Origin of the sequence: Bacillus sp. FDAARGOS_527 (assembly GCF_003812125.1) — a bacterium.
Classification (GTDB): Bacteria; Bacillota; Bacilli; order Bacillales; family Bacillaceae_G; genus Bacillus_A; species Bacillus_A paranthracis.
In genome coordinates, this window is sequence record NZ_CP033795.1 from 2,439,469 (window position 1) to 2,455,847 (window position 16,379).

17 protein-coding genes, 1 riboswitch and 1 other annotated feature are annotated in these 16,379 nt (G+C 39.1%); of the genes, 6 read left to right on the forward strand and 11 right to left on the reverse strand.

Annotated features, from left to right (window positions below):
* Positions 1-101: 101 nt before the first annotated feature.
* A complete protein-coding gene (locus EGX95_RS15125) occupies positions 102-1,139 on the reverse strand; it encodes a tryptophan--tRNA ligase (protein WP_123805643.1) in 1,038 nt (345 codons plus the stop codon).
* Between the two features lie 5 nt (positions 1,140-1,144).
* Positions 1,145-1,350, reverse strand: a binding site (T-box leader).
* Positions 1,351-1,503: 153 nt separating this feature from the next.
* Between EGX95_RS15125 and EGX95_RS15130 the strand changes: the two genes are divergently transcribed.
* Entirely contained in the window at positions 1,504-1,815 is a 312-nt protein-coding gene (locus tag EGX95_RS15130; RefSeq protein ID WP_000118346.1) for a hypothetical protein, read from the forward strand.
* A 64-nt stretch (positions 1,816-1,879) separates the two neighbouring features.
* Here EGX95_RS15130 and EGX95_RS15135 read toward each other — a convergent pair whose 3' ends face one another.
* Together EGX95_RS15135 and EGX95_RS15140 are read right to left on the reverse strand one after the other, a co-directional pair.
* Positions 1,880-3,001, reverse strand: coding sequence for an AI-2E family transporter (locus EGX95_RS15135; RefSeq protein WP_000411471.1), 1,122 nt, complete (start codon positions 2,999-3,001; stop codon positions 1,880-1,882).
* Positions 3,002-3,066: 65 nt separating this feature from the next.
* Positions 3,067-3,315: a GlsB/YeaQ/YmgE family stress response membrane protein gene (locus tag EGX95_RS15140; protein WP_000539725.1), complete on the reverse strand. Its 249-nt coding sequence runs from the start codon at positions 3,313-3,315 to the stop codon at positions 3,067-3,069.
* A gap of 137 nt (positions 3,316-3,452) precedes the next feature.
* Here EGX95_RS15140 and EGX95_RS15145 point away from each other — a divergent pair, with 137 nt between their 5' ends.
* Entirely contained in the window at positions 3,453-3,914 is a 462-nt protein-coding gene (locus EGX95_RS15145) for a GNAT family N-acetyltransferase (RefSeq protein WP_000615118.1), read from the forward strand.
* A 38-nt stretch (positions 3,915-3,952) separates the two neighbouring features.
* Positions 3,953-4,095, forward strand: a riboswitch (cyclic di-AMP (ydaO/yuaA leader).
* 97 nt (positions 4,096-4,192) lie between these two features.
* On the forward strand, positions 4,193-4,336 hold the full coding sequence (locus EGX95_RS30445) for a hypothetical protein (RefSeq protein ID WP_000945244.1): 144 nt from the start codon (positions 4,193-4,195) through the stop codon (positions 4,334-4,336).
* A 71-nt stretch (positions 4,337-4,407) separates the two neighbouring features.
* On the opposite strand, the gene EGX95_RS15150 is transcribed toward EGX95_RS30445, so the two are convergent.
* From EGX95_RS15150 to EGX95_RS15165, 4 genes are all read right to left on the reverse strand, one after another.
* Positions 4,408-6,876: a BC_3345 family exosporium-associated protein gene (locus EGX95_RS15150; RefSeq protein WP_097648788.1), complete on the reverse strand. Its 2,469-nt coding sequence runs from the start codon at positions 6,874-6,876 to the stop codon at positions 4,408-4,410.
* 22 nt (positions 6,877-6,898) lie between these two features.
* Positions 6,899-9,406, reverse strand: a complete 2,508-nt coding sequence (locus EGX95_RS15155) for a collagen-like protein (protein WP_001215794.1) — start codon at positions 9,404-9,406, stop codon at positions 6,899-6,901.
* Positions 9,407-9,553: 147 nt separating this feature from the next.
* Complete coding sequence (locus EGX95_RS15160; protein WP_000679170.1) at positions 9,554-10,309, reverse strand: class I SAM-dependent methyltransferase; 756 nt, start codon at positions 10,307-10,309, stop codon at positions 9,554-9,556.
* 40 nt (positions 10,310-10,349) lie between these two features.
* Complete coding sequence (locus tag EGX95_RS15165) at positions 10,350-10,892, reverse strand: CGNR zinc finger domain-containing protein (RefSeq protein WP_001072953.1); 543 nt, start codon at positions 10,890-10,892, stop codon at positions 10,350-10,352.
* A gap of 112 nt (positions 10,893-11,004) precedes the next feature.
* Here EGX95_RS15165 and EGX95_RS15170 point away from each other — a divergent pair, with 112 nt between their 5' ends.
* The 3 genes from EGX95_RS15170 (at position 11,005) to EGX95_RS15180 (ending at position 13,051) form a co-directional block, all read left to right on the forward strand.
* Positions 11,005-12,204, forward strand: a complete 1,200-nt coding sequence (locus EGX95_RS15170; RefSeq protein WP_000834854.1) for an MDR family MFS transporter — start codon at positions 11,005-11,007, stop codon at positions 12,202-12,204.
* 153 nt (positions 12,205-12,357) lie between these two features.
* The gene (locus EGX95_RS15175; protein ID WP_000823782.1) at positions 12,358-12,735 is read left to right on the forward strand and encodes a hypothetical protein; all 378 of its coding nucleotides are present in this window, start codon (positions 12,358-12,360) and stop codon (positions 12,733-12,735) included.
* 76 nt (positions 12,736-12,811) lie between these two features.
* Positions 12,812-13,051 (forward strand): DUF3923 family protein, encoded by a 240-nt coding sequence (locus EGX95_RS15180; protein ID WP_000747692.1) that lies wholly within the window; start codon positions 12,812-12,814, stop codon positions 13,049-13,051.
* Between the two features lie 97 nt (positions 13,052-13,148).
* Here EGX95_RS15180 and EGX95_RS15185 read toward each other — a convergent pair whose 3' ends face one another.
* From EGX95_RS15185 to EGX95_RS15200, 4 genes are all read right to left on the reverse strand, one after another.
* Complete coding sequence (locus EGX95_RS15185; protein ID WP_000938439.1) at positions 13,149-13,697, reverse strand: DUF2179 domain-containing protein; 549 nt, start codon at positions 13,695-13,697, stop codon at positions 13,149-13,151.
* Positions 13,698-13,896: 199 nt separating this feature from the next.
* Positions 13,897-14,310 carry an ATP synthase subunit I gene (locus tag EGX95_RS15190; protein WP_000616837.1) on the reverse strand — a complete coding sequence of 138 codons (414 nt, stop codon included), beginning with the start codon at positions 14,308-14,310 and terminating at the stop codon, positions 13,897-13,899.
* 52 nt (positions 14,311-14,362) lie between these two features.
* Complete coding sequence (locus EGX95_RS15195) at positions 14,363-15,691, reverse strand: hemolysin family protein (RefSeq protein WP_000402268.1); 1,329 nt, start codon at positions 15,689-15,691, stop codon at positions 14,363-14,365.
* A 119-nt stretch (positions 15,692-15,810) separates the two neighbouring features.
* On the reverse strand, positions 15,811-16,218 hold the full coding sequence (locus EGX95_RS15200) for a MerR family transcriptional regulator (RefSeq protein WP_000285637.1): 408 nt from the start codon (positions 16,216-16,218) through the stop codon (positions 15,811-15,813).
* Positions 16,219-16,379 lie beyond the last annotated feature (161 nt).

Genomic DNA, 16,379 nt, shown 5'->3' on the forward strand with positions numbered 1-16,379 from the left:
CTTTTTAATATATGCAACTAATAAGTTTCAAAAGAATATGCGAACTCCTTGCTTTACTCATCGATATGACGAATAAGTTATAGGGAAAAAAGAGGGAACGCTCAGTGCTCCCTCTCAAATCCAATCCGTTTCTTAATTTCTGTTAAATTTACCTTCGCAATAGTCCGCGCCCGCTCAGCACCTTTTTCCAACGCTTCATATAATAAATTCGGTTCATTCATATACATAGCATATTTCTCACGTGGCCCAGCTAATTCACGGTCTACAACGCGAAACAACTCTTTTTTCACATCGCCCCATCCAATGCCAGTTTCATATTTTTCACGCATTGACTGCATTTCATCTTCCGTTGCAAATTCTTTATAAATTGTAAATAACGTTTCTAGTTCTTTCGGTTCATTTGGAAGTGAAGAATCTGTTTTGATTTTAAATATTAACTTTCGTAGTTTTTCTTGCTCCGCGAATAACGGGATCACATTCCCGTAACTTTTACTCATCTTTCTTCCATCAAGCCCTGGTAATATTGCACCCTCTTCTTGTATGACATACTCCGGAAGTGTAAATGTCGTGCCAAAAGTATGATTAAAATACGTCGCAATATCACGCGCGATTTCAATATGCTGAATTTGATCTTTTCCGACAGGTACATGCGTAGCCTGAAATAGCAATATGTCAGCTGCCATTAAGATTGGATACGTATATAATCCCATATTCACTCCTGCATCGACCTCTAAACCCGCTTCTTTATTTTGCTCCACCTTCGCTTTATACGCATGAGCACGGTTCATAAGCCCTTTCGGAGTTAGGCAAGCTAATATCCAAGCTAATTCTAGAATCTCCGGCACTTCTATTTGCCTGTAAAAAATAACATCTTCTCCAAGTCCAAGTGATAACCAAGTAGCTGCTACCTCTTTCGTATAACTACTGAACTTCTCCGGATCATGCACAGCATTTAACGCGTGATAATCTGCTATAAAATACAATGCTTTCCCTTCATTCTTCTTTGACATTTGCAACGCAGGTTTAATTGCACCAATATAATTTCCTAAATGCGGATAACCTGTCGGCTTAATTCCTGTTAACATTATTTTCTCACTCATCCTAACTCCTCCTTTCTCAAAACAAAAAGAGCCCCTCATCCTTAAAAAAGGACGAGAGACTCCCGCGGTACCACCTTAATTAGCTATTGTTAGCTCACTTCAACTTCTTAACGTGAAGCAACCGTCTTTACCTACTCATTTCAGTTAGAAGCTCCAGAGCCCATTCCATATTCATCCCTTACTGATTTCCACCACATATCAGCTCTCTGAAAAGTTTCGAATATGTACTCTTCTCTTTCATCGCTTTTCGTTATTTTTTTACAGTTTATCACATTTTCCCTCCATACAAAACTAAATATTCAAACTTTTTAGCATTTTAATAATAATCATTACCAATTTATTCCGCACAATATATAATCGATATGTACAGAAACAATTTGTAATACAAAAAAGAGGTGATGTCATGAGTTGGTTTACTAAAAAGAACGATGAAAAGATTGATGAGTTTAAAAACGATGATACAACGCAAGGTGATACTTTAGGAGTAATTATACATTTCACACCTGTCGCTATATATTTATACACTTGCGATGAGTACATAGAAACGTTTGAAGGTGCGCTCACTTTTGAAAATGAGAACGGAAATCAAGTAGAAATCGGAGGTACTTTTATTTCTCTTGAAGTGGATGCTAATTTTCGCATGGACGATTTAATCTTTGATTATAAACTAAAGGAAAGCAATCTACCTATTGTTGAATTAAAAGCTTACGCATAAGATTAACCTGTCTACTATAGAAAGAGCAAAAAAGCTAGAACAGTAATATCTGTTCTAGCTTTTTTCACGTATTCAACTTAACAAATCGATAACCATGCGTTACTAACACCTTTAATATCGCATACCCTGGAATTGCTAAAATAATCCCCATAATTCCAAATAAATTTCCGGCAGTTAAAATAATAAAAATGATAGTAATCGGGTGAATATCTAGCTTTTTCCCCATGACTTGCGGAGAAATAAATTTACCTTCTGCTAATTGTACAACCATCATTACAATAATTACCTTTAAAACCATCCCCGGCGAATCAATAAACGCAATAATTAACGCTGGTGTAATTGCGATAATTGGTCCTACGTACGGAACGATATTTACAATCATCGCTAAAATAGCGAGTAGTACTGCATATTTAATACCGATAATAAGGTAACCAATTAATAGCATAATACCGATAAATAAGCTAACGATAATTTGTCCTCTAATATACGAGCTAATCGCATAATGCATATCGTCTAGTATTCTCATCGCTGCTGGTCGTCTTTGTTCTGAAATAAACTTTAAAAAGTGATTTGGTAATTGCTCACCATCTTTTAAAAGATAGAACAATATAAACGGAACCATTACAAACGTTAAAACGACCTCTGTAATAGTACTTAAAAATCCAGTTACATTTCCTGTTACTGATGATAAAGATTTCGTAAAATCAACTGTATAGTCCTTTACCATACTCGCTACATCAATATTTAAATTCTCCTGAATTTTTCCTAGTAAATTACTTTCCCCAAATCTACGTGCTGCTCGTTCAATTTCATGACCGAAATACGGTAAGTTATCTATTAATGCATCAATTTGATCTTTAATAATTGGAATAACCGTTAAAACTAAAAACACAAATAATCCAATTACGATTAAGTATATCGAGGCTATTGATACGATTCTTGAAACACCTTTCTTTTCTAAAAGCGAAACGAATGGATGCAAAATGTAAAATAGTACGCCCGCTAATAATACTGGGAAGAAAATTGTTTTTAAAAAGACGATAAACGGCGTAAAAACAAATGATATTTTTGTTAGTAATAAAATATTAATGAACAATAGTGCAAACCCAAGTAACACTGCTAAATAATTGTGTTCTCTAAAAAACTTTTTCAGCTTATCTCTTTTTCTTATATTTATTTTCTCCAACGAAACCACCTCTTCGAATGATGAAAAGCCCTTATTCAGGGCTTTTCATCATAATCTATATATATCTATTTCTTTGCAGCTTTCACTACAAATGATACAATAAAAATTAACACGATTGCTCCTAATAATGCTGGCACGACATGAATCCCACCAAATGATGGCCCAAAGGACCCAAATAACTTACCACCTAACGAAGCACCTAATAAACCTGCAATTATATTACCGAACATACCACCTGGGAAATTTTTACCCGTTATAGAACTAGCAATTGCACCTATAATAGCACCAACTATTAATGTGATAATCCACCCCATTTTTAGTCCTCCATTTCTATTATGGTGTATTTCTTTCTAATACTAAATGATTATGTAACTATTATAATTATTATATCCAAAAAAGAAAAATGTTGTCAAATCTACGAAAATAAAGTCTACAAGGAGGTTTTTACACTATGATTCAAAAATTAATAACAACTTCTCACAACACGGCTACTTCTATTTTAAATATTCAAATATCCGCTTATAAAATCGAGGCAAAATATATAAATAGTACAGCTATCCCTCGACTTTATGATACTGTAGCCGATATTCAATCTTGTGATGAAATTTTTTACGGCTATTTTTTTGAAGATACACTTGCTGGTTTTATTTCTTTTAAAATAGATGAAGAAGAAGTGGATATTCATCGTTTAGTAGTATCCCCTGATCATTTTCATAAAGGGATTGCAACAAAACTACTACTTTATGTATTTGACATGTTCTCCCCTTCCAAAACATATATTGTACAAACAGGGAAAGAAAATACACCTGCTTTGTCTTTATATAAAAAACATGGCTTTATCGAAGTACAAAATATCGTATTGCCTGATGGTGTGATTTTAACCTCGTTAAAAAAGACAGAAAACAATGAATAGTTTGACTAACCTGATTATTTGTGTTATCTTTTACTTTATAAAACCTTTTGCTGAGTCCAAAATTTGGAGCGGGGGAACCATTTTTGTAGCTATGCTACTTGGGGCGAATCTTATTTAAGTAGGGAAACTCTCACTTCCCGAGTCCGACAGCTAACCTCGTAAGCGTAATGGGAGAGGAAGGTGCTTTTTGCCTATGTTACACATTTTGCCTCCTTAATTATAAATATGGGATCGATACCAAATAGACACCTATATTTATAGAAAAGGAGACATGCGCTATGTTACGTTTATCTGATCACGCAATCAAAATGATGGAGCAAAGACTTCGACTCGAACAACATCGCACATACCAAGCAAATAAAATTGTAGATAACTTACATCACAAATACTTCTTTCAACATATTTTTCAGCCGAAAAGATAAGGAAATAGTTCATTTAACATCAAAAACACAAGGTGTGTCTAAAAAGACATCCCTTGTGTTTTTGATTTTTCTTATAAAATTCTCACTACATTTAAACTTGCTGTAATTGCACCTGCTATGGTCGTTACATGCCCTACCCCTAACGGACCATTTTGTAATATTAATGTTGAATTGGCACTCGTTACATTCACAAGAAGCGTATTTGAAATGGCTGGTTCAATTACTACAGTTGATATCGTTACATTTTGTATAAAACTCCCTGCTACTTGTGTTCCGTTTAATAGTAATCTCACAGACACCGTTTCATTCCCACCAGTTGCATCCCCTTGAAAATAATAACTTACTAAATATATTCCTGGCGTCGCTACTGTGACTGTCGTAGCACTAGTTAAAGATACACCAGTTCCATATACAGTGGATCCTGAATTAATTGGAATGTTGGCATTTGCTGCAATTGTACTTGTTGAGGTCGAAAAGAAATAGCCACCACCTGTTGATATAGCAGAAGATCCTGTTGCTCCAGTTAAGCCGGTTGGACCCGTTGCTCCGGTTGGGCCTGTTACTCCCGTTCTCCCTGTTGCTCCGGTGATTCCTTGTATCCCTTGGATTCCTGTCGGTCCTGTTGCTCCTATCACTCCAGTCGCTCCGGTTGCTCCGGTCACACCCTGTGGACCTTGGATTCCTTGTGGACCGGTTGGACCCGTCGCTCCCGTCGGGCCGGTTGCACCAGTTGAACCTGTTATCCCTTGTGGTCCTTGGATTCCTTGTGGACCTTGTGAGCCCGTTGCTCCTGTCTCTCCAGTTGCTCCCGTCTGCCCTGTTACTCCTTGTGGTCCTTGAATTCCTTGTGGACCTTGAGGACCCGTTACTCCCGCCTGCCCTGTTGCTCCAGTTGCTCCGGTTGGTCCCGTCGAACCGGTTATCCCTTGAATTCCTTGCGGTCCAGTTGGGCCGGTTGGACCAATAGGCCCTTGGATTCCTTGGATTCCTTGAATGCCCTGTGGACCGGTTGGGCCTTGTATACCTTGTATACCTTGAATTCCTTGTGGCCCTGTTGCCCCTGTTGGACCAGTTGGACCCTCTGGACCTTGCACTCCTTGGATTCCAGTCGAACCGGTTGGACCTATATTTCCTTGAGGTCCCTGTATACCTTGAATTCCTTGTGGACCGGTTGGGCCTGTTATGCCGCTCAGCCCTTGTACTCCTTGGATTCCTTGGGGTCCAGTTGGTCCCTGTATGCCTTGAATCCCTTGTAACCCCTGTAAACCAGTTGGACCCGTTGCTCCCCTTACGCCTTGCTCACCTTGTATGCCTTGAATTCCTTGTGGTCCTGCCTGCCCGATTGGCCCCTGTGCCCCTTGCACACCTTGCGGGCCGGTTGGGCCGGTTGCTCCTACCGGTCCCTGTATCCCTTGTAAACCTTGTAGACCGGTTGGACCTGTTACTCCCATTACACCTTGAGGTCCTTGAATACCTTGATCACCCGTTGGACCCGTTGCCCCCATTGGTCCCGGCACTCCTTGCAAACCTGTTAAACCTGTTGCTCCAGTTGGTCCCTGTACTCCTTGCACTCCTTGAATTCCAGTCGCTCCCGTCGGGCCTGTTGGACCTCCTGGTGATCCTGCTGGACCTGTTGGACCGGTCGGACCTCCTGGCGGTCCGGTTGGGCCGGTTGCTCCCGTTGGACCTGTTGCAGATCCTGTTGGACCAGTTACTCCTGTTGGACCAGTCGGGCCTGTTGGACCTGGATCCCCTTGCAAGCCTGTTAGGCCAGTTGGTCCTATTACACCTTGCACTCCTTGAATTCCTTGAGATCCTGTTGGACCGGTTAGCCCCATCTCACCTTGTGGACCTTGTAAACCTTGAACGCCAGTTGCCCCTGTTGGTCCCATTGGCCCTTGTTCTCCTTGAATTCCTTGAGATCCTGTTGGACCAGTCGGGCCAATTGGTCCCTGAATACCTTGTATACCTGTTACACCTTGTAAACCACTATTCCCTAAATCCCCTTGAACACCTTGTATACCCGTATTTCCTGTTGGACCCGTTGGACCGATTTCTCCCTGCACTCCTTGTATACCTTGTATTCCTGTTGGGCCTGTTGGACCGATTTCTCCTTGCACTCCTTGTACGCCCTGTATTCCTGTTGGACCGGTTGGACCGATTGGGCCAGGAATTCCTTGTATTCCTTGAATACCTGTTGGACCCGTTGGACCTCTTTCTCCTTGTATTCCTTGAACACCTTGTATTTCCTGTGGGCCTCGTTCTCCCATAGGTCCTTGATTACCTTGAGAACCTTGTGGTCCAGTTAAACCAGTTGGGCCAGTTGGACCATTTTCTCCCTGCACCCCTTGCACTCCTTGTATTCCTGTCGGACCCGTTGGACCAATTGGCCCTTGTACGCCTTGTATTCCTTGTGGTCCTGTTGGTCCACCTAAAGAACCTGTCGGACCCGTTGGACCTGTTGGTCCCGTAATACCTGACGCCGGAAAAGGAATAGGTGCTTGAAACTTACTACACTTATCTTGATCCTTCACAAGCATCTCCCCCGTTATAACTAACGTATCAAACTATTTTTAATACATTTAAACTAGCTGTTATCACACCAGATAATGTCGTTACATGGCCGATAGCTAATGGACCATTTTGTAAAGACAAAGTTGCATTTGAAGCAGTAACTTCAATAACCATCGTATTCGAAACTGCTGGTTCTAATATAAAAGTACCTCCTGTAACATAAAAAATAAAACTCCCTGCGACTTGTGTTCCATTTAAAGTAAGCCTCACTGAAATCGTTTCATTTCCAGCAGTTGGATCGCCTTGAAAATAATAGCTTACTAAATAGATTCCCGGCGTACTTAACGTTACAGTTGTTGCATTTGTTAAACTGACACCAGAACCAAAAACTGTAGATCCGGAATTAATTGGTATTAACGCATTCGCTGCAATTGCACTCGTTGAAGTAGAAAAGAAATAACCACCCCCGCTTGGTAAACCAGTCGCTCCAGTCGCTCCCGCTATTCCCAAGAAACCTATTGAACCTGCACTACCAGTGGCTCCGGTAGGTCCCACAGCTCCAATAGGTCCTTGACTACCTTGCGCTCCGGCCGGTCCTACACTACCGCTAACCCCTGTCGCTCCCCTTGCTCCAGTTGGTCCTTGTGGGCCTTGTATACCTTGAGAACCTTGTATCCCGGTTACTCCCGTTGCTCCAGTTGGTCCGGTCATTCCTGTACTTCCTTGTATCCCCATAATCCCTTGAACGCCTTGTATTCCTTGTGCTCCTGTCGCCCCTGCTTCTCCTGTCACTCCTGTTTCTCCAGTTACACCCGTAGCCCCAATATTTCCTTGTGGTCCCTCGGGTCCCTCAATACCTTGTGCACCTTGCACCCCTTGAGGACCTGTTATCCCGTTTTCTCCTAGATTCCCTTGGGGACCTCTAATTCCTTGCGCACCTGTCGGACCTGTTATTCCTTGTATACCTTGCATACCTTGAGAGCCTTGCGCTCCTGTTGGGCCTACTATACCTTGTATTCCTTGAGGTCCTTGGGAACCAATAGCTCCAGTCGGCCCTATTATTCCTTGCACCCCTTGAGGACCTTGTGCACCTTGCGGACCTGTCAATCCCGTTATCCCTTGTATCCCTTGAACTCCTTGGATTCCTTGTACTCCAGCTGCCCCTGTTTCTCCTCGGATTCCTTGTGCACCTTGTATGCCTTGTGCTCCAGCTGGCCCGGTTGCGCCTTGTATGCCTTGTGCACCTTGAGCTCCTGCAGCTCCTGCCACTCCTGTTGGACCTTGTATACCTTGTAACCCTTGCATTCCTTGTGCTCCTGTTGGACCTGTTACTCCTTGTATACCTTGCACTCCTTTAGGACCTTCTGCACCCGTTGGACCGATTGCTCCCTGCGGACCTTGTATTCCTTGTGGACCTTCTACACCGGTTGCTCCTGTTATCCCTTGAAAGCCTTGGGGTCCCTGCGCTCCTTGAAATCCAACTGCTCCAACTACACCTTGAGCTCCTTGTGCCCCTCTTACACCTTGAGGACCAGTTGGACCAGTTATTCCTTGTAACCCTTGTGCTCCTATCGCACCAGTTCCCCCTGTTATCCCCCGTGCACCAGTTTCGCCCGTTGGACCTGTTGGCCCCCCAGGTGGACCGGGCGGGCCAGATGGACCAGTCACTCCACTAGATGGACCAATGGGACCTGTTGCTCCTGTCGGTCCCCCAGGAGGACCTTCTACACCTTGTGTACCAGTTGAACCGGTTGCTCCAGTTATCCCTCGTACTCCTTTTGCTCCTTGAAAACCTGTAGATCCACTTACTCCTTGTATTCCCTGAACACCTTGTGGACCTTGAGGGCCTGTTACACCGGTTATCCCCTTTATTCCACTTATACCTTGAGGGCCTTGCGGACCAGTAGAACCGGTTGGGCCTACTACACCTTGTATCCCTTGATCACCTTGGTGTCCTTGCTCTCCAGTAATTCCTTGTATTCCTTGTGGACCTTCTTCTCCTTGTATACCTGTAGTTCCCTCCTCCCCCTGTATTCCTTGTGCTCCTTGAGAACCTTGGGGACCTGTTACACCTGTAATACCAGCTTCACCTATCACACCTTGTATTCCTTGTGCTCCCGTTTGTCCTCGCTCACCTATCTCTCCTTGTATTCCTTGGGGACCTTGTATACCTTGACTACCGGCAGGTCCAATCGCTCCTTGTACCCCTTCTAATCCTTGTACTCCAATATCACCAATTAGACCTTGGTTTCCGATTAATCCTTGAGCACCTTGGAGACCAGTTGGGCCGGTTATACCTTGCTCTCCTGTATCACCAATAGCTCCTTGTATTCCTTGTGCTCCTGTTGTCCCTCGGGGACCTTGTATTCCCTTGATACCTTGAGGACCTTGAGGTCCAGTTGCTCCCGTCGGGCCAGTCACCCCTGTAGGACCAACAGGACCTTCATGCCCTCCAGTTGGACCAATCGGGCCACTATTACCAGTTGGGCCAGTTGCTCCTATAAGTGGAAGAGGCAGTGCCACTCCAAATTTTTTGCACTTTCTATGATGACGCACAACAATCCCCCTTCCCCAAAATAATTACACCTTTTATATGAAATGCATTTTTATAAGAAAAGTACACCTTTGACCTCATTTTTTTAAAAATAAAGAAGCCTATCATTTCATTTATTTGAAATGATAGGCTTCTTTTTATAAAACACTTTACTTTCTCGCCTTAATAATAAAAGTAGTCGGCACCATTCTAGCTTTATATAAAGAATAATATTTCGTAGACGGCTCAGCTAGTTCTTCATCAAACAAGCTCGATGTTTCAGGCTCTTCTATTCTCTCAATTGTAAATCCTGCTCTATTTAACTCATTTATGTATGTACTCATTTTTCGTTTATATAATGTCGCTTGTACATCTTCCCCTTTAAATGTTTCAAACGTAATAGGAGTTTCTTCATGATAAGACGAGCTGAAAGCAATCTCCTTTGTTCCATACATTAAGTTTGAATATACGGGATGCTCCCAGCTAAAAATAAAGCTTCCTTCTGGCTTTACATACGAATAAATCAATTCCAACGTTTTTCTTAAATCTGAAGTCCAACCTAATGCATAAATGGAGTATACTATGTCAAAATACCCTTTCGGAATATCCCTTTCCTCTTCCATTGCTCCACATATTAACTTTGGATTCCACGACTGTAACGTTTTATGTGCCGTTTCAATTTGTGTGCTCGAAAGATCAAGTCCCCACAATTCTTCTGCGCCATGTTCCGCCATATATTGCAACGAATGCCCACTTCCACATCCAATATCAAGAACCTTTTTACCTTTAATTGAATCAAACAAATGAATTTCATCTTCAGACGCTGTATATGGGCCATATTTCGGTAAACAATCCACTTGAAAGAAATAAGGTGCAACTGTATCCCAACACTTTTTATTTAATGCTATCATTTGTGTACCTTTCATATGCTACATTCTCCCATCCATTTTCTTCCCCTACTATTAATTACACATTATAACCCGTTCTTCCTTTTCTCTTTGCTCGGTAATTTTTCACTTTTGCAATTGTACCGCATGCTCTGCCTCCTTCTTCACCAGCATACATACCGCACCATCTTTTGCTTCCATTTCGCGAATGATCATAAAATACCCAGCGACAATCTGGACATGCTTTTAACCTTCCCCACAAATTTTCTTGAATCGAGATAAACACAATGCTTAATATTTTTGTATACACATTCTCTTCGTATACTGGTTCATATGTAATACCTTTCATATCTTCCTTTATATGTACATGAAATGGGTATTTCTCTAACCATTTTTGCAATGATCCTTCACCTTCAATTGCCGCCCGAATATCTTCTCGAAAACTTTTTAATTCCTCTATCGTATGAAATAGAAGCTCTTCATGAAAAGATTCTTTCATAAATTTCTTTATATCCTCTTCTGTTTGCAGCAAATCAATTGCTTCTCTCGTATCGTTTGGTATTCTCCATGTATTTAAAAATTCCCGAATATATTCTAGTTTATTTGGTGCGTTTTGATTCAATTCGATCCACCTTCTTCTTAAAATTTACTTTTTTCTGACTTTATGTATAATTATAATATAAAATAGTTAACCGCTAAAAAAATTTACTGGTTACAATATTAGGAGGAGTTCTATGAAAAGTTTCTCAACACCGATACGTTTCATGCTTATTTCTTCATTTTTTATGTCTTTTGGTTATTTTGCAGTATACGCATTTTTAGCTATTTATCTATTAACCTTTCTCCATTTTTCAGCTTTTCAAGTAGGAACAGTGTTGACGGTTATGATAATTACATCACGAGTTATCCCTTTATTCTCAGGATTAATTGCTGACAAAATAGGCTATATCATTATGATGGTAGCCGGTTTATTTTTGAGAGGAATCGGATTTATCGCTTTAGGAATATGCTCTGATTTCTATACAATTTCTATTTCTTCTGCACTTATTGGCTTCGGAACAACATTTTACGAACCTGCCGCTCGCGCTATATTTGGCTCACAGCCAGCTCATTTGAGAAAAAATTTATTTACATATTTAAACCTTAGCTTTAATTGCGGTGCAATAATCGGACCAATTGCAGGAGGGTTTTTACTCTTACTCGATCCAATCTATGCTTTCTCTCTAACAGGATTTCTTATGCTGTTATTTGCTTTTATCTTTTACTTACTTAAAAATCACTTCCAAGTCACTACTGAAAACACGTCTATTACATTAGGAATACAGGCCATCTTACAAAACAAGTCTTTCCTTCTGTTTTCCTTTATCATGATTTTCTTCTATATTATGTTTACTCAGCTTACTGTCGCACTTCCACTTCATATGAAAAACATTAGTAATAGCAATCAACTTGCTACACTCGTTATTACGATAAATGCAATAACAGGCGTCATATTTATGGTATTATTCCGAAAATTATTCCACAAATACAACACACTTTCGATTATTAAATACGGTGTTTTATTAATGAGTATTTCCTTTTTACTCATTCCTTTATTTCAACACCCATATTGGCTCTTTATTTGTGTAATTTTATTTACAATCGGTGAAACACTCGTATTACCTAACGCTGATATCGCTATTGCAAATTACAGTAATGAATCATATACAGCCACTTTCTTTGGATTTTATCAACTATCACTCGCATTTGGTTTTATCATCGGTAATTATACCGGTACATCTTTTACATCCAACTTAAGCGGGGTGTATACACCATGGCTTATTTTTGGCGGAATAGGACTTATTGGTTTTATTTCATTACATATTTTAAATACGAAAAAGGATTTCCTAAAGAAGATATATGCCTACTGTAAAAATACTAATTTACAGCAATAAGTAAACTTTCAATCTCCTTTAAATTGGATATACAGCCTGCGTCATTTTACATATTATGGTACAATCAAAAAGAATGCTCACTAAACGTTTACATAAAACACTAGCAATCTAACAATGCCAAAATCAGAAATCACATAGAATCGAGGGAATGTTATGAAAAGGAAATTACTTGTTCTTCTATTCACCGGAATCATACTATCAGGATGTTCAACTATAGCAGAAAATTCTTTAGAAACCGGAAACGCCAGTATGGAATTATTAACACCAACGATTACAACAAAAGATAATGAATTAGAAATTAAGACTGAAGGTATTGATGAAAATAAAGTGACTTTTATTTATGTTGCTAATAAAAAAGTGTTGGAACAAAAGCTAAAGAATGGTGAATCCTACAAGCTTAACATTAAAGATATCGAACACGCTCATCGGACAGACTACAAACCAAAAGTTCAACTTTTGCAAACGAAAGATAATAATGATGATGGAGAAATAGTCACCTTCAAACAAGTTAGATATACAGTTAAAAACTAATTTTAAAGTTGTTTCATTATAAATGTAACGAACGAAAATATACTTTTAACAGTAGATACATGTAAGGGGGGCTAACATGAAAAAACGATGGATTTCTTGGTGGATTGGTAACCTATTTTGGATTATCGTTTTTGGAATATGGGCAGCTATTATTTGGCTACGAGATGTGGATGGTGCTGGTGTCATTCAAACACCCGAAATTAAATCCCTATCACTTATCGTTATATTAATCGCGTTTATCATACCTGTATTTTTTCAAGTTATATGGCTAATCATTAATTTGAGGATGAGTAAAAAAAACAATTATACGATTTAGTTTTTCAATTAACAATAAAAAAGAGAGGAATCTATTTCAATGTAGATTCCTCTCTTTTACATATGGGAACTTTTAAAACGGCACTACTCCCTTTTCTTTACGATGCATGATGATCTTTCTTTTTCATTAACGCTCTCTTCTTCATCGCCTTCGTTAAATATCCGCCTTTAAATGAACGAATTTCATAAGAAGACATAAACGCTTTCGGTGCAATTTCATTAATGATTTCTAATAGTTCTTTTTCTCTAGAACGTTTTGCAACGATATCTAAGCGATAACGTATCGAATTAATACCTTCACCTTCAAATACTGTAACGCCAAATCCAGAGTGACGTAACTCATCTACTAATTCATTACAACGGTCTAGTAAACTAACTTGATACGTAATATAACCAATTGCTAATTTATTCTCTATATAACCGCCTAATAACAGTCCCGCACTAAAGCCAATGACATAGGCAACGATGTTCATCCAATTTGATAAATCTTGAAACACAATACCTAAACTGACAATGTAAATAGCTCCTTCTAACAATCCTACGCCAGCAGCGGATCTTGTTTGATTCTTTACAAGCAAAATCGTACGAATTGTTAAAATGGGAACGTAAATAATTTGAAGCACAAAAATAAGTAGCGCTTGTAACATTGGTATCCACCTCTTTCAAAAAGTCTTTTGTCATGATAACATACATAACCTTTAGAAATCGATGGGTTTTTAAATTTTTTTTTTATTATTTTTCATACTATTGAAAAACGCAAAAAAGAAGCGTATTATATTTGTCGTTAATTTGGTTACTTGTATCATATCGCTAAACTAAAAAAGGAACCCCATTAGGTCCCTCTCATCATAGCTCTATGTTTTTCGAAGCATGTTCCCTTTTCTTCTCTTCTTCTTTCACTACCTGCATATTTGCATAAGCTAAATTCGCAATCATTAAAAAGTGACCACCTAAAATGCCTGTACCAAATGCCCACATTTCCATTTCATGCTCAATTTCATACATGATAATAGCTCCTAAAATAGCCGCTGCAAATCGGTTTAAAACTCCTAACCCTGGAGCCTTTTCCTTCATTACAATACTTTTCCCAAGTTTCTCCACTCTACGAGCTAATAACCAAAGGCAATATGCACTTACAGCTAATCCGATCCCAAACCCTGTTACTTGTTTTCCAAACGGAGTAATCGTCCACATAAGTAGTAAACCACTAAAGATCACATACAATTGTAATCGATATACACGTAAGGCTACTTGAATCAAAATATCCGCTCCTAAGTTCTCATTTTTTGTACTTTAGAAGAAAAGCAGCAACTTACACAGTTGCTGCTTTCTCTTCTTCTTGTTCTTGTTCCATCTTACGAATTTCAACACGTTTAATTTGGTAAGCGTCTTTTTCTAACACTTTAAATTCATAACCTTCTGCCTCAACGTGTTGCCCTTCTTCGATTTCATGATTTTGCATCATAATCCATCCACCAATTGTATCCACATCATCTTCTTCAATGTGTAATCCAAATAAATCTTTCACTTCTGAGATAAGCACTTTTCCATCAACAATGATATGTTGCTCGTTCACATGTTGAATTGGTGGTGCTTCATCTTCATCATATTCATCACGAATTTCGCCGACGATTTCCTCCAAGATGTCCTCAAGCGTTACAATTCCAGCTGTTCCTCCGTACTCATCATATAAAACAGCCATCGGAATTCGCTTCTTCTGCATTTGAAGTAATAAATCGTGAATTGGAGTTGTTTCCATCACTTCAATAATCGGACGCATATACGAGCGAATGGATGATAAATCTTTTTGATCCTCGGTCATATATCGAATAAAGAAATCTTTTACGTTGACCATACCGATAATATCATCTTTATCTTCTCCAAAAATCGGATAACGTGTGTATCGCTCATTTTGGATTACTTTCATGTGTTCTTCTACTGAATCTTCCAGGTAGAAACCAACGATTTCTGTTCGCGGTACCATAATTTCTTTTGCAATACGATTATCAAATTCAAAAATGTTATTTACATACTTGTATTCAGCTTGATTAATCTCGCCACTTTCATAGCTATCTGAAAGGATAAGGCGTAATTCTTCTTCAGTATGAGCTACTTCATGTTCTGAAGCTGGTTTTAAACCGAATAATCCAGTTACAACACGAGCTGAACCGTTCAATACCCAAATAAATGGATACATTACTTTATAGAACATCATTAATGGACCTGCCAATAATAACGTTACCTTTTCAGCCTTTTGAATTGCCATCGTTTTCGGAGCTAATTCCCCTACTACAACGTGTAAATACGTCATAATCATAAAAGCAAGACCAAATGTTAATACTGATGAAATAGAAGGGTTTAAGTTCCATTTCTCAAATAACGGGTGTAATAACTTTTCAATTGTCGGTTCACCTAACCAACCTAATCCCATAGCTGTAACTGTAATACCTAATTGACAAGCAGATAAATATTCATCTAAATTTGTTGTTACCTTTTTCGCTGCTAAAGCACCGCGTTTTCCTTCTGCAACAAGCTGATCAATACGACTTGAACGTACTTTTACAATCGCAAACTCAGCTGCTACGAAAAATCCAGTAAATGCGATTAAAATCGCAACCATGACTAAATTAAATATTTCCAATGAATCCCCTTAGTTAAAAAACTAAGGTGTCCACCTCCTGTATACTATAATGTTTTCTTATTTGTTTCTTAGAAAACATAGCCCGATACAAAAATTAAAGAGGTCGGATTTCACTTTTTCTATAATAATAGAGCAAGTGTCTGTATTAAAGCTGTCGTTTGACCAGATAAAGATTTCGATATTTTTTCACGTTGTGAATCAGTCAATCCATCTAAAAGCGGCTTTAACTCTGTTAACTCTGCTTCTAATCGATGAATATGGTCTGTCACTTCATTCACTTGTTTCGAAACGTGTTCATTGATACCGAGCAGCTTCTTCTTCTCCTCGATTTTCTCTTTAATCTCACAAAGCGGCATATGCATTTCTTTGCACTTCTCAATAAATTGTAATGTTTCAAATGCTGTTTCGTCGTAATAGCGATAATTAGATTGAGATCGCTCCGCTTTTAAGATACCTAGATTCGTATAATAATCAATCGTTCGTTTCGACACGTGAGCCATGAGAGCCAACTGTCCGATTCGATACACCTTCCCAACGATCTTCCCCCCTTGTTTATATTACTAACATCATACAATACATAAACTGTACAGTCAAACGTGACGGTTTATTATTCATAATTTATACACAATTCCACTTACCATTTTATCATTTTGTAAATTAACAATACATTACTTAATTCTTATAATCG